The following is a 25,595-nucleotide window of genomic DNA, read 5'->3' as shown; positions in this document are numbered from 1 at the left end:
CTGAGGTTAGTGACAGAGAGCGATCGGAGATTGGTGCTGCATCCAGGGAAACCCTTGTGAACACCAAATTGTTATGGACTAGAGCATGGGTTGCCAGGTTGTGCAACCAAGATGGAAAACACGTTGGGTTAAATTCTAACGAATGTTGGCCCAATTGAGATATAGAATCAACCGAAAGAGCGATCGCCCTTAAGGGGGCTCTCAGCAGGTTTTGCAATTTGCCGTTTCTACAACTTGCAAAAAACCCAATGCTCATCGAACTTGAACTTTAAAGACTTAAAGCCGCAAGACCTAGAGCCGCAAGACGGCTCAACCAACCTGAACGTTACCGATCTGCATCTCATTCGCCATTTGCCGAAAGCCGACGACAGATCCCCTTCAATCTATTACGTGGATTGTAGAGGAACGAATCCCATAACAGTATGAAGATTACCTGAAAAATATAAATTTTCCATAGGATTTGTGCTTGGAAGCACTCTATCGCCCCGTGTTGAAGTCTATTCAACAAACAAGCGCCATACCGTTGTTTGTCCCAACGGATATGGCGCCATGAATGAATCATTCAACCCGAATGGCAATTTCCCACAACTCGGTAAATTTATCGCCAAACGCTACTGTCTCAAACGACCATCTTCTAAATAGAGGACGCGATCGGCAACATCCATAATGCGGGCATCGTGAGTCACCATTAAAACCGTGCGGCCTCGCTCTTTAGCTAGGATGCGCAACAAGTCAATCACCGCATGGCCACTGTGGGAATCGAGTGCAGCAGTGGGCTCATCGGCCATGATGAGGGGGGGATCACCGGCTAGGGCTCGGGCGATCGCCACCCGTTGCTTTTGGCCACCCGATAGATTTTTCGGCAAATGCTTTGCCTTGTCGGCCAAGCCAACTCGGGCCAACAGATCCATGGCCTCCTTACGCGCAGCCCGAGGATGGTAGCCCTTCAGCTTTAGGGCAAGCTCAATATTTTCGACAGCCGTTAGGGCCGGAAATAGATTGAACCCCTGAAAGATAAAGCCAATATTTTCAAGGCGAAACCGCGACAGTTCGCGCCGCGACATCTTGGTGATGTCTTCTCCCAGCAGGCGCACAGTACCCTCTGTCGGAGTCAAAATGCCAGCCAAAATAGACAGCAAGGTAGTTTTGCCCGAGCCAGAAGGCCCCATCAATAGCTGAACTACCCCCGAAGGAATCGTGAGATTAATATCTGTTAGCGCCTGAAACTGACCCGCTCCAGACTGAAAAACCATTTGCAACCCTTCAGCAGCGATCGCTTCGATTGGTTCAACCAACGCAGGATTGGGAGCCATCGCCTCAGAGAGGTAGGTTCGCTTGGCAGATGAAAACGTAATTGGAGAAACAATCATTAGTCAATCTATGTTTTGGAATGCAATCGGCCAGAACAACACAAACAAAAAGAAAAATCGATTCTTTTGTAGCTTTAGGGCGTTATCGCACGATTGCCCTTTGTACACTCCTGCCCACTTGCTCTATGCGCTTGACTGGCGCTCCACAATCCCACCCGGTAGATACCACCCATTACCACTAACCCCAATACCATTCTTAGAACCTTAACTTCACGATTTAGTGCCCATGTTTACGGGGAATATTGTGAGAATTTATGATTCCCCTCTAGGGTATAGTTCAGTCTAAAATGCTTCATCCTGCACCTCCGTAACCCTCTACACGGAATCCTCATCAATTGGTTAAGCCTTAAATACAACGGCGGGGTCTACGTACGTTACCTTTTGAATCGCAAACAAAGCAGATGTTACACACATACCAACCGTAATTCCCAACACAGCGATCGCGGTTGTGGGAGTAATAAGAATGGCAATACCCTGAGTGGCAAACGTCCACCAACCCAACCCCAAACACAGCGCCAAACTAGGAATATATCCCAACACAGCCATCCAAAGCGCTTGCTCAATGATGATGCGGTAAATCATCCAATCCGAAGCGCCCATTGCCTTTAGAGTTCCAAATTCTTTAAGGTGATCCGCCACCGATGCATACAAAATCTGCCCGACTACGACCACACCCACCACTACGCCTACTGCTGCACCCAGACCCAGCACAAAGCCAATTCCGGTCTTTTGCACCCAAAAGGTACGCGTGCGAAGAGCCATCTCTTCGCGTGTGTAGGCCATCATTCCCGGCAAGCGTTCCACAATTCGTTGTTTCACCACAGCAACGTCTGCTCCAGGCTCTGTCTTGACCAGTACATAGGTGATGCTATCGCTGCCCGACAAAGGTCGCGGAGCCTCGACTTCGTTGGAATTTGCGCTTCGCTGAAATGCGTTTGTACACTCTAGATTGCCCGACTCAAGCCGACAATTGGATGTTGTTGTAAATCCTGACGTTAAATAGGCATTCGCATTGATGAGCGAGGTAAACACATAAGAACTCGCTGCAATGGATTGCGTCCCTTTGGTCAACCCAGACACGGTCGCTGGCAATGAGTTAATCGTGGCAATCTGCCCGGTTTGCTGAATCCCCAAGGCTCCCAGGTTTGACTGGTCGGGAATGAGGTGATAGGGCTGCTGCAAATCGGCGATCGCGCCTTCAGTCAGTTGTCCAGCCCGAAAGAGACGACCTGCCGGGTCAAAGCCAAATATCTGTACTGGCGCAATTTTGCCATCCGGACCACGCCAAGTCGTTGTCCGACTAATCAACCCTTCGGCATACTCCACGCCATCAATTTCTTGAACCTGGACAACGGTTGCAGCCGGAATGGGCAGCGTCAGCTGGAGGTTCACCATTTCCTCAGCACTCACCCAAATATCAGCTTGCGACTCATCAATGAGGGTACTGGTAGATCGGCTAAACCCATTGAGAATTCCGGTTTGAATGGTAACCAAGCTCACCGCAAACACAATTCCGGCCTGCGCCACCAAAAACCGGGGAATGTCTTCAAACAAATTTTTGCGCGCAACAGAAGCCATTCGTCGTTTAGATCGAATGTGCCCAAATTTTGAGCACCTATCCTTACCACTCTAACGATTCTTCTGGCATCAATCCTACGTCATATGACAGTGGTGAGATTGGCCAAACTGTTTTGACCAACTGAATTCAGCCGCGTATTTTACAGGGCTCCAAGGATCGCTAGGCTCTTGTTTTTGATGATTTGCATTGTTTACGGTTTGCGCCCAAACAAGCTAAAGCGGCTTCCAAGACCGCCCGATTTGGGCTTTGTCGCCGCTGGCTTAGAACCGTTCGGCAAGGGCGAGGTGGATTCAATCGAAATTTGGAGCTTGGACGCATATTGCAACGCCAAGGCATCTTGGGGATTGAGCTTAAGTGCCTGCCGAAAATGGACTTTGGCCATCGTGGGCAACTCCTGCATCAGGTATGCCTTCGCCAACAGGGAGTGGTAGTCACTGGTTTTTGGCGATATCTTGATGGCGTCTTGCATTTCCCGGACGACCATAGCCCAGTTTGACTGTCGAGCGTATTGCATGGCCCGGTCGTAGTGGCGCTGGGCGTAGTCAACAACGGGCTTATCCGGATCTGCCGGAGTCGTTTTGATTTCGACCGGTGCAGTTTGGGACGCCGAAATCAGACCACTTCGCTTTTCTCGAATGATGGGCTCACCCATCTTCAGCTTGAGATAAACCAGGTTTAGCTCTTCAAGTTGAGGCGTGAACAACTCAAACCTGGACAGGCTCTCAAACTGAGGTTCTGCGAGTTTGGCGATCGCCTGCTCATAAAACACATCAACCTGGGCTGGGCCTAGGCTCAACAAGCGCTGCGAGGCGGAATGCTTGGGTTCAAATTTTGTATCTCGATTGATGCGCCGCACCTTAAATCGCAGCATAGCCAAATACTCCGCCCGGCCTTTATCTTGCTTCAGCTTTTGATACGAAGGGCTCACCAAACGTGAAAACAAACGAGATGCGGTTTCTCGCTCCGTGACATCTGCCTGAATCAAAGAATCGGGATGCAGCAATTTAGCAACGTCGCGATAGCGCTTCAACACACGGCGATCATCTGCTGTTACCGAAAGACCCAATACAGCATACGGATCTGAAAATTTTTGTAACCATTCAGATGAAAACGGAGTTTGTAACATTCAATCGAACAGCCTTGAATGAAGTGTAGAAGCTATATGGAGTATATCCAGAGATGAGGTGGGTGTGGGGTGTCACCCCCTCGAACCCCAGTACAGTTGCTAGACGGAGCGTGGCTTAGGTGAGTGCGAATCAACGAACAATCACGGACAAACCATAGGAGCTACTCATTTCTTCAGGCTTAAAAGTGGCGATTCCGGGTTAAGCATAGAACCGAAATATATGAGTAACCTATGGAAAGACGAGTTTTTAAACAGAAGTATCAATTTTTACCTATATTAACGGATCGATCTGAGAAACAAGATGGGTACGAACAAGGTTCTTTGACGCTTGAACCCCAGATTTTTCAGTAGTTTCAACGATTTTGATTGAGGCCACTTTGAGTAAGTCACATTATGTAATATCCACTAGTTGTTGATGCGATCGCTCTGTTTGGAAGCTGCCTAGTGTTCAGAGATATCTCATCCCGCCTGTGTCCCTGAGTGTATGGCGGCGGTTGGGGAGTTGGCTGCTGCGTGCGGGGCGTCAAGTCGGGATTTGCGACGAATCGACGTTTCGATGCGGCAGGTAGATTTCGAACCGATTTGCAGCATTTGCAAAACAGACTGGGAATGCTAACTTAAATTTCGTTTCTAAACTAAAACAGTGTCGTAACCGCTTGCCAAGCTAGGTGCTGACACCCAGTTTGTTTAGTATCGGGTTTTCAAAGCGTACTTAGATTGTTCTGTAATATCCCCGATGTAGGGTGAGGATCATGATAAATCGGTTTCCCCTGCTAACCCGAGAAGGCGATCGCTTTCTTATTAAAAATGTTCTGACATGTTTGACGATATGGCTGGTGTTGGAAGTCATAGCTCTTGTACTACTGCCAGGTCTAGGGCTCACTCAACCGGGCGATCGCATCCCTTTATGGTTAGCCATTAGTATTCCTGTTGGGCTGGTCGGTGCGGTACTTCAGTCAATAGCACCACGGTTAATTGCGCGATCGCGGCAAACGCCAAAACGTTCCTCACGCCGAACGCGAGTGCTGGCAAGCCGTGCCCTGGGGTGGTTGGGGATGGTCGGTATTGCATTCCCGCTCTTCATCATTACGTTTGAAACGGTGTATTGGATGCTGCGAAGTTTTTTGGCAGCTTAGGCAACTTCGGGTTGCTCAACTAACAACAGCCCACATCGGTTTTACCAACCTTTCCCAATCGATAGCCCTGCTGCTTGGATCGTAACAATCCGTGCAGGAGGTCTAATACCAAAAGAGGAGAGCGCCCTGCATGGATGCTCTCCTCTTTTGATATGTACGACTGAATGTATACGGCGATCTTGGTGAAGTCGCTAAGCTTTGGCTAAGGTAATTGCCATTCCTTCGCGAGCAAGCTGTACATGGGAAAACCGAGACTGCACATCCGCCTCAATGTGATCCAAAAAGTCATCATCATGATGGGGATCGTGATGGAACATCACAATTCGTTTCACCTTGGCCGCCGACGCAACGGCAATCCCCGACTCCCATGTCGCATCGGGCCGCTCTTCTTTATCGGCAGCATCGTGAGCATGGTTGTGGTAGAAGGCGTCATAGATCAGCAAATCGGCCCCTTGCGATAGGTAGAGTAAGCTCTGGTCTAGGTTACCAGACGCGCACTCGATGTCAGTCGCATAGACGAGTGAGTAGCCCTGCCAAGTGATGCGATAACCCAGCGCAGCATTGGGCCGATTTAAAGAAATAGTTTCGATCATTACATCGCCTAGAGTGACCACCGACCCAGGGCGAATTTCGTGAAACTGGAGATCGGCCTGCATTTCTTGCAGGGGTACCGGAAAGTTGGGCCGCAGCATTTGGTCACAGAGACGCTGCTTGATCGAGGCACCATTTTGTCCCATAGCTCCATAGATATGGAACGTGTTGCCGGGAATAAAAGCTGGGATGAAGAAGGGGAAGCCTTGAATGCGATCCCAATGGGTATGGGTGAAAAAGAGATGTGCGCAAACGGGCATCTCTTTCTTTAAGTGCTTGCCTAGCACCCTTAGGCCCGTGCCTGCGTCAAAGATCAGGCGATGACCGCCGACCAAAACTTCAACGCAGGCTGTATTGCCCCCATAGCGAACCGTTTCGAGGCCGGGTGTTGGCACGTTGCCACGCACACCCCAAAACCGAACCGTAAATCCTTCGAGGGATCGATCCATGGCTTGAGGACCATTGCCGTTGATGGGCTGGAGAGCTAGTTGGGTTGGATCAACACCAGGCATGGGAAAACAAACGTTATAGCTAAAGGGCGTTATCGACGTAGGTGATAGAGAGTTTGACTCACTTCATCAATTGAATGACTAGCCAAGGAAGCAGGGGTGGAGGGGGCAGAGGTGTGCGATCGCTACGCTATCTCCCTAGGCCCACTCTCTGGGTTGATGGACAGACTAGTAGAGCGCACGCCTTCTACTTCTATTATCGTTCCCAAAGATTCCACTAGAGCAACGGACACTGCATGAGTTTTCTGCCAAACGCTATTAAAACCAGCTCAAAAATGCTCTATAGCCAGAAAAATTAAGTTTTTTGACAGCGATCGCCACTTTTATCTAACCCAGTTTTATAGCGAGCACCATTCCGATTAGGACAGTTTTGAGGATGGTATGGACACCCGCAAAACTGTCCCTCTCCTAACAATGCTGGCGATACAATGCTGGCGATCGCACTAGATTCAAGCGCGGGGCAACAACCTCAGTAAAAATTCTGACAGCTCATCAGACTTTTCATCAGTTTGTTGACCCATGATACGACGGTAGCCCCAGCGCATAACTCAGAGCACGACCAAGCCAACAACGAACCAGGGCAGATTTTCAGGCCAAAACCAGCAATTTAACTTCTTATAAAGTTACAGAATTCCTTAAAAGTTTCTGAAGATTTTATACCGCCGGGTTGAGTTGGCCGACGGTACAACCATGCGAGAGTCAAGGTTTAACGGGCTTCTTGACTGGGTCAATGGCAAGAGGCGGCTTGTCGTGCCTTCTAGTCAACCTCGTTTGCAGAGAGTACCGTAGGGTAAACAACATTTTGAGCCAAAAGGGCTCGAGTAGGATACAACGAGAACGACCTGGGAATAGAGGGCAATTTCTGCCCAGGCTGGTCTATCTCGTGTCCTGTAGTCAACGTTAGTCAAAGCGTACGGCAACGCTGCGTTGAATTTATTGCTGATCGAACGGATCAACCGAAGGATTGAACCTATGCAAACTGTTCCCAATCTACCCTTGGGCTGTCCGGCAGTACAGGTTGAAGACGACCGCACCGGGCTAAATGTAGAAACCCTAAAGCGCGCCTTCTTAGATAACCTGTTCTATATTCAGGGCAAGTTTCCCGATATCGCCACGCTGAACGACTACTACATGGCTTTGGCGTATACTGTGCGCGATCGCTTGCTCAAGCGATGGCTAGAAACTGCTCGCACCTACGGGCGAAATGGCTCACGGACTGTTGCTTACCTATCAGCCGAATTTTTGATGGGGCCACACCTAGGCAACAACCTGGTGAATTTAGGCATTTACGACGAGGTCAAGCAGGCCGTTGAAGAAATGGGCCTTGACCTAAACACTTTAATGGAGCAAGAAGAAGAACCTGGGCTTGGCAACGGTGGCTTGGGCCGCTTAGCAGCGTGCTATCTTGACTCCCTTGCGACTTTAGAAATTCCGTCGATTGGTTACGGCATCCGCTATGAGTACGGCATTTTCGACCAAGACATTCGAGATGGCTGGCAAATCGAGCGGACCGACAAATGGCTCAAGTACGGCAATCCCTGGGAAATTGCGCGTCCAGAGTGGGCCGTCGAGGTGAAACTTGGCGGGCACACCGAATCCTACACCGATGATCATGGGCGATATCATGTGCGGTGGGTGCCGTATCAGGTAATTTTGGGCATTCCTCACGACACGCCCATTTTGGGATACAAGGTCAACACAGCCAACACGCTACGGTTGTGGCGAGCTGAAGCAGTAGAGTCATTTGACTTTGAAGCATTTAACTCGGGCGACTATGTGGGCGCTGTGCAACAAAAAATGTATTCCGAAAATTTGTCGAAGGTGCTATACCCCAACGACAATATTTCTCAAGGCAAACAGTTGCGGTTGGCTCAGCAAATCTTTTTTGTCTCTTGCTCGCTACAAGACATGATCCGCATAATGGATCGGCAAAAGCTGCCGCTAGAACAGTTCTACGAAAAGTTTGTCATTCAGCTGAATGATACGCACCCAGCGATCGCTGTTGCCGAATTGATGCGGCTGTTAATCGACGAGCATAGCTTTGAGTGGGATCAAGCTTGGAGTATTGTTCGGCGAACATTTGCCTATACCAATCACACCCTACTGCCAGAAGCGCTAGAGCGTTGGCCACTCTCGCTGTTTAGTGCGCTGCTGCCTCGGCACCTAGAAATCATTTTGGAAATTAACAAGCACTTTCTAGATGACGTGCGAATTCGCTTTCCGGATGATGTGGAACGGCTTCAGCGGATGTCGATCATCGACGAAAGCGGCGAGCGCTATGTGCGCATGGCCAACCTGGCGTGTGTTGGCAGTCATGCCATTAATGGCGTTGCCGCACTGCACACCGAGCTGTTGAAAAAGGGAGTGCTCAACGACTTCTATGACATGTATCCCGAAAAGTTCAACAACAAGACCAACGGGGTCACCCCTCGACGGTTCATTGTGTTGAGCAATCCTCGGCTCACCAACCTGGTAACCAGCAAAATTGGCGATGGCTGGATCAAAAACTTGAGCGACATCCGCCAGATCGAGTCTTACGTCAACGATCCAGATTTCCGTCAAGAATTTCGTAGCATCAAACTCGCCATCAAACAGGATTTGGCGCATTACATTAAAGCGCACTATGGGTTAACCGTTGACCCACAGTCGCTGTTTGATATTCAGGCCAAACGGATTCATGAATACAAACGCCAGCATCTGAACGCGTTGTACATTATTACCCTGTACAACCGACTCAAAGCCAATCCGAATTTGGATATTACGCCGCGCACATTCCTCTTTGGTGGTAAGGCCGCGCCGGGCTACTACATGGCCAAGCTCATTATTAAGCTGATCAATTCGGTGGGCGATGTCGTGAACCGTGATCCCGATATGCGCGATCGCCTCAAGGTTCTCTTCCTGAAAGACTACAACGTCAAGTTTGCTCAGCGGGTGTACCCTGCAGCGGACCTGTCGGAACAGATTTCGACAGCAGGCAAAGAAGCCTCGGGCACTGGCAACATGAAGTTTGCCATGAATGGAGCCTTGACGATTGGCACCTTGGATGGCGCTAATATCGAGATTCGAGAAGAGGTTGGGGCCGACAACTTCTACCTATTTGGCTTAACAGCCGAAGAAGTGCAGGCCATGAAAGCCAACAACTACAGGCCCAGTGAGTATTACGAATCTAACTCTGAGCTGAAACTCGCTATCGATCGCATTGCTTCGGGCTTCTTTTCCCATGGAGATCCAGATTTATTTAAGCCATTAATTGACGACTTAATGAATCACGATCAGTACATGCTCATGGCGGATTACGCCGCTTACGTTGCCTGTCAAGATGAAGTAGGGATGGCGTTTAAAGATGTTGAACGCTGGACTACGATGTCGATTCTCAACGTCGCTCGGATGGGTAAGTTTTCAAGCGATCGCTCCATTCGCGATTACTGCGAAGATTTTTGGCAGGTTCAACCCGTCAAAATTGAGCTGGAGGATTACATCCTAGAAAAATTGAATCCTGTTTAGGCGCAATTGAATTCATGGGTATGGGTGTAAGTGCAACGCTGCATTTACACCCATTTATTTGCATTCATACTCAAACAGGGCTGATGCAATTGAATGACTTGGAGCGCTAAGCGTCCCAATCATCATTCAACCCCTGGTTTTTCGGATGACGTACCTAAGTCCTATCAAAATCTATCCGTTTCAACAGCGTTACATTCATCCTATTCAAGTCGGTCATTTTCGGTCATTTGTTATGAGCTTAACTCTGTACTTTTTGCGGCATGGCGAAACCACCTATAGCCAAACCGGGCGCTACTGTGGGGCCATGAATCCTGAGCTTACTGAGGCAGGAGTTCAAATGGCACAAGCGTTTGCGGATACCTATCAACACCAAACATGGGAAGCCGTATATGTGAGCCCCATGAAGCGAACCATTGCCACAGCAACGCCACTATGCACAGCCATTGGGCAAACGATGCAAATTCGAGATGGCTTAAAGGAGATGCAATATGGAACATGGGAGGATGCGCTTCCCGGGTTGGTAAAGACCCAGTTTTTGGATGAATATTTGAACTGGATGACGGAACCTGCGTGGAATGCTCCAGCCAATGGAGAAACCGCTGTTCAAATTGCCACCCGTGCGATGAGCGTGATTGCCGAAATTGAAGCTGCCCACACCCATGGCAATGTTTTGGTGGTCTCGCACAAGGCGACCATTCGCATTATTTTATGCAGCTTGCTGGGCATTGATTTGGGACGGTATCGCGATCGCATTGATATGCCAGCGGGTGCCGTTAGCGTGGTCAAGTTCACCAAGTTTGGTCCCATGCTGCAACGGATGGGCGATCGCGCCTATATGGATGACGAATTGCGCAATCGAGAAGGCACCTGACGGGCGATCGCGCCCAATTCAACCCAAAGACGGCACCCCAGCTTAAGAACATCTATACCAGGAATCACCACCTGGCAATTCAAGATGTATTACCCTAAAACAGGCGGGTGATGTTCTAGACGTGTGGTGATTGGTTGTGGAAGGGGTGCGACGCACCCCTTCCACAACCAATCACCACACATTTGAAACACGGCCAAACAGGCGTCATCTGTCGCTGGTTTTCTGTCCATTTTTTGCCGTTTTTGCCGTCATGTCCGATCTCATCTTGTTTTGGCATCGTCGCGATTTGCGAACTTCTGACAATGTAGGGTTAGCCGCCGCGCGCGATCGCTCAGACAAAGTCGTAGGGGTGTTTTGCCTCGATCCCAACATTTTGGAGCGGGATGATGTGGCCCCAGTGAGAATGGCCTATCTGCTGGGCTGCCTCAAAGAACTACAAGACCAGTATCAAAAAGCCGGCAGCCAACTGCTGATTTTGCATGATCAACCCGTACAAGCCTTGCCCAAACTCGCGACCACGCTCAATGCTGTCGCCGTGTATTGGAACAAAGATGTAGAGCCGTACTCGCGCGATCGCGATCGCACCGTCGCCAGCGCCCTGAGCGAGGCCAAGGTAGAGTATCAAGCCTTTTGGGATCAGCTGTTACACCATCCGCAGGAAATTGTTTCTGGCGCAGGTAGTCCCTATACGGTCTACTCACCCTTTTGGAAAAATTGGAGCGCACGGCCCAAAGCAGCGCCCGTTGCAAACCTTGCCCAAGCAGAGGGGCTGAGTGATGCCGAACGGGATCAGGCAACCCAGATAGGGGCGATCGCCCTACCTACGGCACGAAAGCTGGGGTTTGAATGGACCAATGGGTTTGTGCTGGAACCGGGAGAAACGGCAGCGCGCGATCGCCTAGCAGAATTTTGCGACCAATCCATCACCGACTACGACGAACAGCGAAACCAGCCTGCCATACCCGGCACCTCCACCCTAAGCGCAGCTCTCAAATTTGGAGCAATCGGCATTCGTACCGTGTGGGCCGCAACGGCAGAAGCCGACGAGCAAGCCCGCAGCGACGAGGCCCGCAGCGGCATTCGCGTGTGGCGGCAAGAGCTGGCCTGGCGCGAGTTTTATCAGCACGTTATGTTTCACTTTCCCGAGCTAGCAGAAGGCCCCTACCGCGACCCGTTCAAGGACTTTCCCTGGGAGAATAACGAGCAGCATTTTCAGGCGTGGTGCGAGGGGCGCACCGGCTATCCCATCGTGGATGCAGCCATGCGCCAAATGAACGAGACAGGCTGGATGCACAACCGTTGCCGCATGATTGTGGCCAGCTTCCTCACCAAGGATTTGATCATCAACTGGCAAAAGGGCGAGCGGTACTTTACCCAAAAGTTGATGGATTGGGATTTGTCAGCCAATAATGGCGGCTGGCAGTGGAGCGCCTCCAGTGGCATGGATCCCAAGCCACTGCGCATTTTTAACCCTGCCAGTCAGGCGCAAAAGTTTGACCCAGATGGGGAATACATACGCGAATGGGTCCCCGAACTCAGCAGCCTGGATACGGAAGCGCTGGTCACGGGTAAAATCGACGCGGGCGATCGCCGTGCCTGTGGGTATCCGGCCCCGATTGTGGATCACAAAAAGCGCCAAGCCGAATTCAAACAACGCTACGCCGAACAAAAAGCGCGCAACAACACATAAGCCCTGATTCACCCCAGTTTGCACAAGCCAGCGTAGGTCAGCTCGCATTTGGGTAACCTGGAAGTTGCGAGTCAGTTCGACGGTTCGCACCAACATTGTTTCCCCTGCTCGACCAACCCCTTCCCCTACGGCAAGCGACCTATGACCCTGTTTCGCAAAACGCCCACCACGCTACGACGCGGAGCCAAAACGCTACCGGGGCATTACTACACCTCTGCTGATCTGTACGCTCAAGAGACCGAGCGCATCTTTTATCAACGATGGGTGTTGGTGGGGCGCGAATCTGAGATTGCCAACACTGGCGACTACATGCTGCGGCAGGTCGGCACCGAAAGTCTTATTCTGGTGCGCGATCGCAAGGGCGAGATCCACGGGTTTTACAATCTGTGCCGTCATCGAGGTACGCAGTTGTGCACAGAAACGAGTGGTCATTTTGCAGCGACCATTCGCTGTCCCTATCATGCATGGGGATACGGGCTAGATGGCACGCTCGTAAGTGCACCCTTCATGCAGACGGTCGAGGGCTTCCGTCTCGAAGATTTCCCCTTAGTCAACGTGGCGATCGCTCGGTGGGAAGGATTCATATTCGTGAACTTGGCAGAGCAGCCGATCCCGTTTGAGCAGGCGATCGCACCACTCCTTGGCAAATTTGGCGATTGGCAGCTACCCACGCTTCAGGTTGGACACCGCATCGAGTACAACCTTGCCGCCAATTGGAAAATTATTTTGCAGAATTACTCCGAGTGCTACCACTGCCCGGTGGCCCATCCCGAATTGGCCAAACTGTCGTCTGCAGGCAGTGCCGCCAATGATTTGTACCGTGGGTCGATCTTGGGTGGCCCCATGAGCATCGATGCACCTTACACCAGCCTTAGCATCCACGGGCAGCGCACCCTGCCGACACTGGGCACCGTCGCCAACGAAGATTTGCAACGAGCCTACTATTACTTGCTGTTTCCGACCATGCTGCTGAGCCTCCAGCCCGATTTTGTCATGGTGCATCGACTGGAAGCGATTGCCCCTCATCAAACACGGGTGACCTGCGAGTGGTTGTTTGCTCCAACGGCGATCGCCCAGCCCAGTTTTGACCCTAGCCCCATGGTCGAGCTATGGGATTTGGTGAATCGGCAAGATTGGAAGCTATGTGAATCAATGCAGATTGGCGTGAGTTCACGGGCCTATCAACCTGGGTTCTATGCGGGCCAAGAGAGTTTACTTGCCGAAATCGATCGCGAAGTGCTGCAAGCACTTGGCCACCTTCAGCCATCCTCTTCTGATTGACATCATCACCTGGCCATTCACTCCTGCTTGCAGGAATAACCGCTGTCGCGATCGCCACGATTTTCCTTCAGCCTCTTCCCTCCGCACAGTTTGCAGCACCAGCACCCATTACGGCTGCATCTCCATGCATCCCTTTGATTCACGAACACAATCGGACAATTTCCCCATAAGTTTCGTTCACAAAATAGTGCCCAAAATCTTTAGGATTCTATCCGAAGTGCATCATCCCTATCTTTGATAAATCCGTCATCTTTCCCAATCTTATTCACTCGAAAAGGATTCATTTTTGGGTTGCCAAAACCGATTTTAAGCGACTCTTCATGGCATGCCATTCGCAATTTTTTAGCCGCGATCAATGGGGAAAAAACTGGAAAGCTCCATTCTCAGATCGTTCTCAGATCTGTCGTTTATACTCATTCATATTCATTTTTATATGCGTTCTAATTTATGGATCAGCTCGCGCAAGCCTTAAAGGATAACGATATTCATTTTGTGCGAATTGTGTGGTGCGATAATGCCAACGTTATCCGTGGAAAAGCGTTTCATACCACATTCTTAGCCGAGCATCAGCAGCACGGGATTGGAATTTCACAGGGACAGCAGGGTGTGCCTGTGATGTATGATGCCGTTGTGCCCGACAGCGGCTTGGGGCCTGTCGGCGAGGTGTGGCTAGCGCCCGACTGGAGCACATTGCAACTACTGCCCTATGCCACGGGTCATGCCCGGGTGATGGGCACCATGCAGCACCGAGGCGAGCCTTGGGCCTTGTGTCCTCGCTCGTTTTTGAGCCGCATGATTGCCCGTGCCGCCGAGGCTGGGTATACGGTTCAGGCTGCGTTTGAAAATGAGTTTTACCTGTTGCGTACCGAAGCGGGCGTGCTGGGCTCTGGGGATAAAACGCTGTTTGCCGCGACTCAGGCTATGGATTTGTATCATCCCGTCATTGATGCGATCGCCACAGCGTTAATTCAGCAAGGCATTCCAGTTGAGCGGTATTATCCCGAATCTGGCCCTGGCCAACACGAGATTGCAATTCGCTATACCCACGCCCTGCAAGCGGCCGATTGGCAAATTATGTTTCGCGAAACGGTGCGTGCGATCGCCAATCGCCATGGCTATACAGCCTCATTCGTTCCCAAAATTTTTCAAGACCACGCTGGAAGTGGATGCCATCTGCACCTGAGCCTGTGGCAAAACGGCAAAAACCTGATGCCGGGACTGGGCGGAGAACTCTCTGCGATCGCCCGTCACTTTATCGGCGGCATTCTGCATCATTTGCCAGCTCTCATGGCCCTTACCACGCCCAGCGTCAACTCCTATCGACGGTTGCAGCCCAACTTTTGGAGTGGAGCTTACCGCTGCTGGGGCATGGATAATCGCGAAGCAGCCGTACGAGTTCCCACCAATCCCACCCTGCCCAGCCCCACCCATATTGAGCTAAAAACGGTAGACGCTTCCGCCAATCCCTATTTGGCACTTGGTGCCACGATCGCCGCTGGCCTGGATGGGGTGCTGCAACAGCGAGAACCCGGTGATGCGCTCGCCATCAATCCAGCGCTGCTGAGTGAGGACGAGCGCACCCACCAGGGCATTGATCGCCTACCCCAAACCTTGAATGATGCGATCGCCCACTTGCAACAAAGCCCACTGTTCCTGGATGCGCTGGGAGCGCCCTTGTCAACCGCATTTATTGGGGTTCGCACCGCCGAATGGCAAGCGATGAAAGAGTGGACACTAGAGCAAGAAGTAGCTCTATTATTAGAGCGATACTAATCACATCCGCCAAATGACGGTATTTTTCAGCGTATTTAAGCAGGATTCGAGATGCCTCAATCGAATTCAGAATGATTTGTCATCAGAGAAAAATTACATCAACGGCTACGAGACAATCACTGATGGTTCAATGCTTTCACGGTTTTCTACACCGCAAAAAGCACCTAATGTTTTATTTAATTAATAAACTTTTGACGAGCAATTTTTAGCACGTCTTTTTGTTGAAATTCCTACAAATTTGCAGGGCATGCTGAGAGGGTGTTTTCAGGCTGGTGAGTGAGGCCAAACGGCTCTCTCCATCACCCAAGTCGAGAGGGAAATGACGTGAATATTCCCCAGAGCATGCCCCATCAGCATCCTCCGCCAAGTCAAGATTTCGAAGGCTGAATATGGCACTGTTATACTTCTCGAACATCCCCTTACAGTGAATGATTGCTTCCTGCCATTTCAGCACCCAAGCCAACATTTTTCTTCTGAAGGGAAAGACAGTCAGGCACGTGTTCACCCCTCTATTGCTCAAGAGATTCTAGTGGTAACGACTCGTGACAGTTGGCTCTTGGCTCAGCAGATTCCAGCCGTGCTGGTTGTCCTTAATGCTCAAGGCAAAATTTTAAGCATGAGCCAAATGGCAGCAGAGCGTTTTGGCTGTGCCGAAGAGGACTGGGTTGGTCAACCGATGCTGCCGTTCATTCATCCTGCCGATCGCGCAGCGTTTGCCACCGAGTTAACCACAACCCTGTCGCGATCGCCTCAAACCCGCCACCGTTGGCCCTGCCGCCTACAACCTCAAAAAGGTTCAGGCTGGCCTGCGATCGCCACTGCTCAGCTTAGCATTGAACAGAACACTGCCGAACCCACGATTCTGCTTGTGTTTGAGACGGCACTCCCACAGCCAGCCTCAACAAATCAAGCCGATGCTGCTCACAATGGCCACACCACAGAGCTATGGCACCTGATTGATGCATTACCCATTTGCGTCTCCTATACCGATAGCCAGCAGCACTATCAATTTGTCAATCGCACCTACGAATCGTGGTTTCGCTGCGATCGCGTCGCCCTACAGGGACAACACATCTCCCAAGTCATTGGCGATACAGCCTATGCCTTAGTGCAAGACAAAATTGAGCAGGTGTTGCAGGGTGAAACGGTAACGTATCAGGCCAATATTCCGTACAAAGATGGAATTGTGCGCTCGATAGCTGCCATTTTGGTGCCGGACAAAAGCCCCAGTGGGCACATTCGGGGGTACTTTGCGTTCGTCTCGGATATGAGCGATCGCCAACAGTTAGAGCAAGCACTGAAAAAAACCCAAGCCAACTTCACCTCCATTCTCGACACCTTGCCCATCGCCGTTACGTGCTATCGCCTCTACCCTGACCGCACCATCCAGCACGACTATTGCTCTGCTGGAAATGAGCTGCTGTTTGGCTTTCCGGTTGAGCAACTCACCGCCGATCGCCCCCTGTGGATGTCCAGGATTTTACCCGACGATCGCGACACCTTTTTACAAGATCAAAACAACTCCATTCAAAACCAAGGCATTAGCCACCACGAGTACCGCTTTCTCCATCGCAACAACTCTATTCGGTGGATTTCTAGCCTTACCCGCTCCCAGTGGAGTGACGAACAGGGCTGTTGGAATGTAACCGCCATTGAAACTGACATTACCGCTCAAAAAAAGCTGGAATTAGAACTGCGCGTTACCCAAGAACAAATTGACTACATTCTTGGCAATGTGTCGGCTTATTTATTCAGCTATTACCTGTATCCCAATAGCAATTGGGAATACGAATATATGTCGGTAGGATGCGAAAAGCTGTTTGGCTTTACTGTTCAAGAATTCTTGACGGACAAGCAGTTATGGCTATCGCGCGTTTTGCCCGAGCATTTAGACCAGCTGGAACAGATTGCTGCCGCCGTGTTTGAAGGGCGCGTTATTACCGTTGAATATCAATTTCTGCATCGCGATGGTTCCATCCGCTGGATTGCGAGCAGCCACTCTCCTGAATGGAACGACCTGCTGGGCACCTGGAAGGTGACGGGTCTGGCCATGGATATTACCGATCGCAAAGCGTTGGAACACAAGCTGCGATTGCAAACCAAGCGAGAACAAGCCTTGAGCCAGGTCATTCAGGCCATTCGCAATTCGCTGGATCTGGCGACCATTTTTCAAACGGCGGTGGCGCAAACGTGCCAACTTTTGGACATTAGCTACGCAGCCATTGCCCAACATCGGCCCGATTTGCAGGGCTGGTGGGTTCGGATGGAGCATCGACAGCGATGCGACTATCCTGCATTTTTAGGTTCGGTCATTCCCGATGAAGATAACGCGATCGCCGATCGGCTACGGCAAGCCGAAGTCGTGCAGATCGACGACACCTCAGCTCTGACAGACTCGACCAATCAATCGTTGGGGCAAATTTTTCCAGGACAGTGGCTCCTGATTCCGCTTCAGGTTGGGTCCACCGTGTGGGGCAGTTTGCACTGTATTACGCGCAACAAGCCCCAAGGTTGGCAAACCTGGGAAGTAGACGTAGCTCGTACCATTGCCGACCAGTTGGCGATCGCCATTCAGCAATCTCATCTCTTTGAACAGGTGCAACGCCTCAATATGCATCTGGAATCCCAAGTGCAGCAGCGAACGTTTGAGCTACAACGCAGTCTTGACTTTGAAGCCCTACTACGACGCATCACCGAAAAGGTTCGCGATAGTTTGAACGAAGACCACATCATGCAAACGGTGGTGCAAGAGCTGGTGCTAGGGCTTTCGCTCGATTGCTGCGATTCGGGCATTTACGACATGGAGCATCGGCTGTCAACTATTGCCTATGAGTACACGGTGACGGTGCAACCCGCCCAGCACAGAACCATTCACATGGATGAGCATACCGAGATTTATGCGCAAATCTTTAACGGCTATAGCCTTCAGTTTTGCTGGGGAGACTGCCCCTCCATTCGCCACAATAAGCGTGAATATGCGCTGCTGGTGTGCCCCATTATTGATGATCAAGGAATTTTGGGTGATTTGTGGCTATTTCGGCCAAAAAATCTGGTTTTTGAAGCGTTTGAAGTTTGCTTAGTGGAACAAGTGGCAAATCAGTGTGCGATCGCCATTCGCCAATCCCGACTCTACCAAAAAGCCCAAGAACACATTCAGCAATTAGAAAAACTGAATGAGCTAAAAGATAATTTTCTATGCACGGTCTCCCATGAGCTGCGATCGCCCATGTCCAACATTAAAATGGCCACAGGGATGTTAGAGCTGCTCTTGCAACAAACAACGCTTTCGGAAAGCGATCGCCAACAGGCGACAGAATACCTCACGGTACTGAATGATGAATGCGCGCGTGAAACGGCTCTGATCAACGATCTGCTTGAGCTATCGCACCTTGAATCTGAAACAGACCCCTTGATGCTGGCAAGCTTGCCGCTCCGCGACTGGCTCATTCACATTGCAGAACCTTTCATGCTTCGTACGCAACAACAGCAGCAAACCCTCATTTGCACCATTCCCAACGACTTACCATCTATCACCACAGACTTTACCTACCTAGAACGCATTGTGACTGAGCTATTGCACAATGCCTCGAAATACACTCCTAGCCGTGAAACGATCGAAATTCTCGTTGAGTCTGTCGAGCCAAACTCTGCCCAAGTTCAGTCAACCCACCCACACAAGCCGAATCTCCCCATACCAGCGCAACGCCAGATCGCGACGCCTCCAGTCACGGTTCAAATTACGATTCGCAACACCGGCATCGAAATTCCATCAGCGGAGTTTTCTAAAATTTTTACCAAGTTCTATCGCATTCCCAATGACGACCCGTGGAGGCATGATGGGACTGGGTTAGGACTGGCTCTGGTCGCCAAACGAGTTGAGCGCTTGCATGGCCAAATTCAGGTTAGAAGCCAGCACCAAACCACTGAGTTTGTGGTGCAAATTCCCAGTTTGGCGATCGCGCCCCCAGCGTAACCAACCAAAATCGATCGCCTAGAAGCCAGCCCTAACCTGATCTCTCCCCATGGGAACTTACCCAGTCACGGTGCGATCGCAAGCGAGCCTGTCTCGTTCGTGGAAGGCGCTAACATGCTGCTGTCGAATATCCATGCCCAAATCGGGCTTGTCGGTAATAATGCCGTGAATGCGCGGGTCAGAAATTACTTGGCTCATCACCTCGGCTTCATTCACCGTCCACAGCCAAATTGGCAGTTCAGTCACCACCTTAGACAGCAGCTTACTGTCCAACAGTTGCCAGTCAGGGGCGATAAAATCGGCCTTCATTTTTCGCACTCGTTTGCGAACCGAATTGGCACTACACCGCAGCGATTTGCACACATCCACCGTCACATCCCCAAACAAAAACCCCGTTGTAATGTCGGGGCATTTCTTTTTCACCCGCTGCAACACAATGGGATAAAAAGATGTGACCACAAACTGATCAGGCTGATAGGCCGCCAGCAACAGCTTGACGATTTCTTTTTCGCACCGCATCACCTTAATTTCCACATCTAGCCGAATACGCCCCTGGCAAACCTCCAGGGCAGAGGCCAGAGTGGGCACATCGGGATCAACACTCAAAATTTCGCCATAGGTGAGCTTACGGATGGGATAGTTCCGCAGGGTTGGATCGTGGTAAATGATCAACACTTTATCTCGGGTCAGCCGCACGTCGAACTCAATCATGTCGGCCCCTAGCGCGATCGCCTTTTCAAAGGCCATGAGCGTATTTTCTTTTTCGTATGCCGAAGCACCCCGATGGGCGATAATCTGCGGTCGCATAACCCCCCTCACCTAGCGCATGCCAACTTACCCACAGCCCACATTATCCCCATCGGGCCACGGATCCGTGCATCGTGTCACACAATCTTGCCCTAAATCTAATCTTGCCCTAGATCACAGAGAATCCTGAAGTTTATGGGGAAACCCCTCTTCTTTCAGCCGATGGCCGATCTCCCCAAACAGGTGCGATACAATGCAGAACGCTTGTGCGGTGAGGCTAGCATGCCAATCGATTTTCGCAATTTGAATACGCTGTGGGCGTCGATCCTAGTGGAAACGTTAGCGCGGCTGGGGCTGAAGGTAGCCGTGGTGTGTCCGGGGTCGCGATCGGCTCCGCTGGCGATTGCCTTTGCTCAGCATCCCGATATTGAAGCGATTCCCGTTTTAGATGAGCGATCAGCTTCGTTTTTTGCGCTGGGGTTGGCGCGGCGATCGCACACCCCGGTCGCCCTGGTATGCTCGTCGGGTACGGCTGGGGCCAACTTCTACTCTGCCGTCATTGAAGCGCACGAAAGCCAGGTTCCCCTGCTGGTGCTCACCGCCGATCGCCCACCAGAGCTACGCGACTGCAACGCAGGCCAAACCATCGACCAACAAAAGCTGTTTGGAGACTACGTCCGCTGGTATCACGAGTTGGCGGTGCCCATGGCGGATCAAACCATGCTGGCCTATGTGCGGCAAATGGCGGTACACGCTTGGGCGCGATCGCACTCTCCCAACGCTGGCGCGGTGCATTTAAACTGCCCGTTTCGCGATCCGTTAGCGCCTGTTCCCCAACCGGAGGTGACGCAGTTGAGGCAAGGGTTCAGCGAGGCGCACTTTTTTGCGGGATTGGCGCCATCCCAAGCATTCGAGGTTGGGATGGGTTCTCGGCCTATTTCTTGTTCTACGTTGCCTTGGGTAGAACGGGGCATCATCATAGCGGGGCCAGCGCAGCCAGAAGACGCAGAAGCCTACTGCAAGGCGATCGCCCATCTGTCCAAAACGCTGGGCTATCCAGTGCTGGCAGAAGGGCTATCGCCCCTGCGAAACTATGCGGCGCTCAATCCCTATCTCATCGCAGCCTACGACTGGATTTTGCGCGACTCAGTTCAGCGTGAGATGCTGGTGCCGGAAGTCGTGATTCGGATTGGCGAAACGCCCACCAGCAAAGAGCTGCGATCGTGGCTCCAGCAAACGCAGCCGTTGCAGTGGGTCATTGATGCGGGCGATCGCAACTTAGACCCACTGCATCTGCGGACAACTCACCTTGACCATTCGGTGGAAGAAGTGGCCCAGGCGATCGCCCCCTCAGCCACCCCAGCACCAGGGAATTACCTATCAAACTGGCTCAGTGCCGAAGTCCACGCCCAGGCGAGTATCAATCACATCTTCTCGCCCATGCAGGAATGGATCGAAGGGAAAGTGGCCTGGATGCTATCGCGCAGTTTACCGTTCAAGACACCGCTGTTTATTGCCAACAGCATGCCGATTCGGGATGTGGAATGGTTTTGGCAACCCAACCAGTTACAGGTGCAGCCCTACTTTAACCGGGGGGCCAATGGCATTGATGGCACCCTTTCTACAGCGCTGGGAGTGGTACATGGCGATCGCAGTGGGGTATTGCTTACAGGCGATCTGGCACTGCTGCACGACACAAATGGCTTGCTCATTGGCTCCAAACTGCGAGGCCATCTCACTATCGTGCTGATCAACAATAACGGCGGCGGTATTTTTGAAACCCTGGCGATCGCCCAGTTTGAGCCACCTTTTGAGGATTTTTTTGCCACACCGCAACGCATTGAGTTTGCCAAGCTCTGTGCAGTGTATGGCGTGGAGTATATCCCAATTCAGTCGTGGAAACAGTTGGAACAGTGCGTATCCCACTTGCCAACCAGCGGGATTCGGCTGCTAGAGGTCAGGTGCGATCGCAAAGCGAATGCCCAATGGCTCCGACAAACGCTTGGGCAGAAAGCACCCGAGGGGCAAGCAAAAGGATAAGATAGTCTCCGGCTCATCCCTTCACACCGTTGCCCAGTGGAGGTGATGTTCTAACCATAACCCCAGATTCGAAACCCACCCCCAATGGATTTCTGCCGTTAGCGAATTCGCCATGACAACCTGGAACACCGCCAAAACCTACACCGACATCCTGTACCACAAAGCCGATGGTATCGCCAAAATCACCATCAATCGGCCCCACAAGCGCAACGCATTCCGTCCGCAAACGATTGTGGAACTCTACGAAGCATTTGTAGATGCGCGGGAGGATACCTCGATCGGTGTTGTGCTGCTAACAGGCGCAGGGCCACATACCGATGGCAAGTACGCCTTTTGCTCTGGCGGCGACCAGAGTGTGCGCGGCAAGGCAGGCTACATGGATGAGGAGGGTATTCCTCGACTCAACGTGTTGGATTTGCAGCGGTTGATTCGCTCGATGCCCAAGGTGGTGATTGCACTGGTGGCGGGTTATGCGATCGGGGGCGGGCATGTGCTGCATATTGTATGTGATCTCACCATTGCGGCAGATAATGCCATCTTTGGGCAAACGGGGCCGAAAGTGGGCAGTTTTGATGGCGGATTTGGGGCCAGCTACCTAGCACGAATTGTCGGACAAAAAAAAGCGCGGGAAATTTGGTATCTGTGTCGGCAATACGATGCCCAACAAGCGCTAGACATGGGCCTGGTAAACCATGTCGTGCCCGTAGAGCAATTAGAAGTAGAAGGAGTTGCCTGGGCACAGGAAATTCTGGAGAAAAGCCCGATCGCCATTCGCTGCCTGAAAGCGGCGTTTAATGCAGATTGCGATGGGCAGGCGGGGTTGCAGGAACTGGCAGGGAATGCAACGTTGCTGTATTACATGACGGAGGAAGGAAGCGAGGGGAAACAGGCGTTTTTGGATAAGCGAAAGCCAAATTTTCGGCAATATCCTTGGTTGCCGTAGGTTCGATCGTCTGCGCCATCCAAAAAACAGGGGGTTGAATGATGGTTAAAGCGTTTAGCGCTTTAACCATCATTCAACTGCGTCAGTCCTGAAGCCAACCAGAGACGGATGGGCTTTGGCTATTGGCTAATCCACAACTGACGGGAGAAAAGCCCCATGGCCTTATCGATAAGGCCATGGGGCATCTCAGTCGAAACAGGTTGGAGCGTGAGGTGCATCGACAGGTGCGATCGCCCCAACTTGCTGTTCAGCAGAGACGAGAACAAAAACGCCATCCCCTCAACGTTCACCTCTTCACGCCACACTCCTACTTACCAACCCGCACACCCGATCGCCGCACGAGCGCATCTGCGGTCACCGCCAGGAGCAATACGCCACCTTGCACCATGCTTTTTACACTTTGGTCTTGGTTGAGTAGGTCTAGACCGTTGTCCAAGCTACCAATGACCAGGGCTCCAAGCACCACCGCCCAGACCGAACCAAGCCCGCCAAACAAGCTCACCCCACCAATAACAGCAGCGGCGATCGCATTTAGCAACAAGGTCGAGCTGACTTGCGTGGCAACAGCGGTACTGCGAGAGGTGAGCATGATTCCGGCGATCGCAGCCAACACCGAGGCCATCATAAACACCGTCATTTTCATCCGCACCACGTTAATCCCCGCCCGACGAGCGGCTTCGGCATTGCCACCAACAGCATACAAATGGCGGCCAAACAGGGTCTTCTTCAGCACCATCCAAAATAGGACGATAATGCCCAGGGAAATCATCACCGACTGGGGCACCCCCTGGTAGGATTCAAACAAGCCAATGAGAATGAGGGCGATCGCCACCGCAATAATCATTTGAGCGCTCACCTGCGCCATGGGCCGAACAGACAGTTCCGCCTGGGAACGACGCTTACGCTCATACCACAACCCCAGCGCATAGAGCGCCACCAATACCAGCGGCACACTCCAACCCCAAATAGAATCCCAATACGTTGGAGCCAGCGAACGAATGACCGGATCGCGCACAATCAGAGTTGTTTGGCGGCCCATCACCAGCAGCAGCAGCCCTGCATAGCCAATGGAGCCGGCCAGCGTCACAATAAAGGACGGCACTCGCAACACCGCAACAAAAAATCCGTTCACCAGGCCAATCAATGCACCCACGGCCAGCGCCGACACAATGGCCAGCCACGGGCCAAAGTTGTGATAAACCGACAGCACCGCCATAATCGCCGCACACGCCTGTGCGACTGCGGCCAAGCTCAGGTCAATTTCCCCCAGCAGCAGCACCAGCACCGCGCCCACACTCAAAATGCTAATCACCACAATCTGTTGCGTCAGGTTGGTGAGGTTTCGGGCTTGCAGGAACACGCCACTGGTGGTGACCTGAAAGTAAATTGTAATGAGTGCCAGGGTCAGCAATACAGGAATGAAGCCCATATCGCCCCGCATCAGCGATCGCACGCTAAACGTAGGTCGTCTGGCTGGCTCGTTGGTAGTAACCAGGGCTTGATTCTCCCCACTCGGAGGGGTTTCCCGATCCAAACTTTTCATACTTGAGTTGCCCTCTTGTTAAGCGATATCTTGAGCCGAAGCAACTGTTGCTCCAGTAATGGCACCCACCACCTCTTCGCGCGATGCGGTAGCCGTGTCAAACGTGGCAATCCGCTGGCCTAGCCGCATGACAATGATGCGATCGGTCACTTCAAACACATCGTGCAGGTTGTGAGAAATCACCACCACAGCCAAGCCTTGATCTTTGAGTCGATGAATCAAATTCAGCACTTGGCGAGTTTGGGCAACCCCCAGGGCGGCGGTTGGCTCATCAAGCAGCACTACTTTGGGCTTTCGCAAAATCGTTTTGGCAACGGCAATACACTGCCGCTGACCGCCAGATAGAGTGGCAACGGGCGATCGCACCGAAGGAATCTTCACATCCAGCGTCTTCAGCACATCGAGCGTTTGCCGCTCCATTTCCGTTTCATCCAACACCTTCAAAACACCAGGAATCAGAGTTTTGTGAGCTTCACGCCCCAGCCACAAATTGCCGACAACATCCAAGTTGTCGCACAGCGCCAAGTCCTGGTACACCGTTTCAATGCCCAACCGGGTCGAGTCCTGTGGGCTTTGAATGGTAACGCGCTCACCATCCAGATAAATACCACCCTCATCGGGAATGTACGCCCCCGACATAGTTTTGATCAGCGTTGATTTGCCAGCCCCGTTGTCTCCAACCAAGCCGACAACCTCTCCATCAAACACCTCAAAATCCACATGCTTAAGGGCATGTACCCCACCAAAATATTTGTTGATGCCTTGCAACTGAAGCCGAGGTACACGCCCTTGGGGAGTCGGTTGGTTAGTTTCAGTCAGCACAACCCCGTTTGTCATAGTCTTTGCATCCTTAAAAATATCCGCTCGCTTCATAGACACGCTTGCCGAGCACCGCAAGACAGACGCACTTTGGACAAAA

The 25,595-nt window shown here is 51.7% G+C and carries 17 protein-coding genes; 9 read left to right on the top strand and 8 right to left on the bottom strand.

Annotated features, from left to right (window positions below; genetic code table 11):
- Positions 1-611: 611 nt before the first annotated feature.
- From ACQ4M4_RS13210 to ACQ4M4_RS13200, 3 genes are all read right to left on the bottom strand, one after another.
- The gene (locus tag ACQ4M4_RS13210) at positions 612-1,370 is read right to left on the bottom strand and encodes an ABC transporter ATP-binding protein (protein ID WP_430684953.1); all 759 of its coding nucleotides are present in this window, start codon (positions 1,368-1,370) and stop codon (positions 612-614) included.
- 339 nt (positions 1,371-1,709) lie between these two features.
- Complete coding sequence (locus ACQ4M4_RS13205; protein WP_430684952.1) at positions 1,710-2,948, bottom strand: FtsX-like permease family protein; 1,239 nt, start codon at positions 2,946-2,948, stop codon at positions 1,710-1,712.
- Positions 2,949-3,139: 191 nt separating this feature from the next.
- Positions 3,140-4,075 carry a DnaJ domain-containing protein gene (locus tag ACQ4M4_RS13200; RefSeq protein WP_430684951.1) on the bottom strand — a complete coding sequence of 312 codons (936 nt, stop codon included), beginning with the start codon at positions 4,073-4,075 and terminating at the stop codon, positions 3,140-3,142.
- Between the two features lie 752 nt (positions 4,076-4,827).
- Here ACQ4M4_RS13200 and ACQ4M4_RS13195 point away from each other — a divergent pair.
- Entirely contained in the window at positions 4,828-5,211 is a 384-nt protein-coding gene (locus tag ACQ4M4_RS13195) for a hypothetical protein (protein WP_430684950.1), read from the top strand.
- A gap of 191 nt (positions 5,212-5,402) precedes the next feature.
- Here the strand turns inward: ACQ4M4_RS13195 and ACQ4M4_RS13190 are convergent, their stop codons facing one another.
- Positions 5,403-6,314 (bottom strand): MBL fold metallo-hydrolase, encoded by a 912-nt coding sequence (locus tag ACQ4M4_RS13190; protein ID WP_430684949.1) that lies wholly within the window; start codon positions 6,312-6,314, stop codon positions 5,403-5,405.
- 969 nt (positions 6,315-7,283) lie between these two features.
- On the opposite strand from ACQ4M4_RS13190, the gene ACQ4M4_RS13185 reads away from it, so the two are divergent.
- From ACQ4M4_RS13185 to ACQ4M4_RS13160, 6 genes are all read left to right on the top strand, one after another.
- Entirely contained in the window at positions 7,284-9,815 is a 2,532-nt protein-coding gene (locus tag ACQ4M4_RS13185; RefSeq protein WP_430684948.1) for a glycogen/starch/alpha-glucan phosphorylase, read from the top strand.
- A 232-nt stretch (positions 9,816-10,047) separates the two neighbouring features.
- Positions 10,048-10,686, top strand: coding sequence for a histidine phosphatase family protein (locus ACQ4M4_RS13180; RefSeq protein WP_430684947.1), 639 nt, complete (start codon positions 10,048-10,050; stop codon positions 10,684-10,686).
- Between the two features lie 250 nt (positions 10,687-10,936).
- The gene (locus ACQ4M4_RS13175) at positions 10,937-12,376 is read left to right on the top strand and encodes an FAD-binding domain-containing protein (protein WP_430684946.1); all 1,440 of its coding nucleotides are present in this window, start codon (positions 10,937-10,939) and stop codon (positions 12,374-12,376) included.
- A gap of 141 nt (positions 12,377-12,517) precedes the next feature.
- On the top strand, positions 12,518-13,657 hold the full coding sequence (locus ACQ4M4_RS13170; RefSeq protein WP_430684945.1) for an aromatic ring-hydroxylating oxygenase subunit alpha: 1,140 nt from the start codon (positions 12,518-12,520) through the stop codon (positions 13,655-13,657).
- Positions 13,658-14,104: 447 nt separating this feature from the next.
- On the top strand, positions 14,105-15,430 hold the full coding sequence (locus tag ACQ4M4_RS13165; protein WP_430684944.1) for a glutamine synthetase family protein: 1,326 nt from the start codon (positions 14,105-14,107) through the stop codon (positions 15,428-15,430).
- Between the two features lie 529 nt (positions 15,431-15,959).
- Positions 15,960-19,403, top strand: coding sequence for a sensor histidine kinase (locus tag ACQ4M4_RS13160; protein ID WP_430684943.1), 3,444 nt, complete (start codon positions 15,960-15,962; stop codon positions 19,401-19,403).
- Between the two features lie 57 nt (positions 19,404-19,460).
- On the opposite strand, the gene ACQ4M4_RS13155 is transcribed toward ACQ4M4_RS13160, so the two are convergent.
- A complete protein-coding gene (locus tag ACQ4M4_RS13155) occupies positions 19,461-20,210 on the bottom strand; it encodes a glycerophosphodiester phosphodiesterase (protein WP_430684942.1) in 750 nt (249 codons plus the stop codon).
- A 135-nt stretch (positions 20,211-20,345) separates the two neighbouring features.
- Between ACQ4M4_RS13155 and menD the strand changes: the two genes are divergently transcribed.
- Both menD and menB read left to right on the top strand, forming a co-directional pair.
- A complete protein-coding gene (gene menD / locus ACQ4M4_RS13150) occupies positions 20,346-22,190 on the top strand; it encodes a 2-succinyl-5-enolpyruvyl-6-hydroxy-3-cyclohexene-1-carboxylic-acid synthase (protein WP_430684941.1) in 1,845 nt (614 codons plus the stop codon).
- A 112-nt stretch (positions 22,191-22,302) separates the two neighbouring features.
- Positions 22,303-23,133, top strand: a complete 831-nt coding sequence (gene menB, locus ACQ4M4_RS13145) for a 1,4-dihydroxy-2-naphthoyl-CoA synthase (RefSeq protein ID WP_430684940.1) — start codon at positions 22,303-22,305, stop codon at positions 23,131-23,133.
- A gap of 119 nt (positions 23,134-23,252) precedes the next feature.
- Here the strand turns inward: menB and ACQ4M4_RS13140 are convergent, their stop codons facing one another.
- The 3 genes from ACQ4M4_RS13140 to ACQ4M4_RS13130 are packed head-to-tail and all read right to left on the bottom strand — an operon-like array spanning position 23,253 to position 25,513.
- Positions 23,253-23,408 carry a hypothetical protein gene (locus tag ACQ4M4_RS13140; RefSeq protein ID WP_430684939.1) on the bottom strand — a complete coding sequence of 52 codons (156 nt, stop codon included), beginning with the start codon at positions 23,406-23,408 and terminating at the stop codon, positions 23,253-23,255.
- A gap of 32 nt (positions 23,409-23,440) precedes the next feature.
- Positions 23,441-24,676, bottom strand: coding sequence for a sugar ABC transporter permease (locus ACQ4M4_RS13135; protein WP_430684938.1), 1,236 nt, complete (start codon positions 24,674-24,676; stop codon positions 23,441-23,443).
- 18 nt (positions 24,677-24,694) lie between these two features.
- Complete coding sequence (locus ACQ4M4_RS13130; protein ID WP_430684937.1) at positions 24,695-25,513, bottom strand: ATP-binding cassette domain-containing protein; 819 nt, start codon at positions 25,511-25,513, stop codon at positions 24,695-24,697.
- Positions 25,514-25,595: the final 82 nt, after the last annotated feature.

This window comes from Leptolyngbya sp. AN02str, assembly GCF_050565595.1.
Lineage (GTDB): Bacteria > Cyanobacteriota > Cyanobacteriia > Elainellales > Elainellaceae > Kaiparowitsia.
The sequence above is the reverse complement of the archived record's forward strand: the minus strand, read 5'-3'. Positions and strand labels throughout refer to the sequence as shown.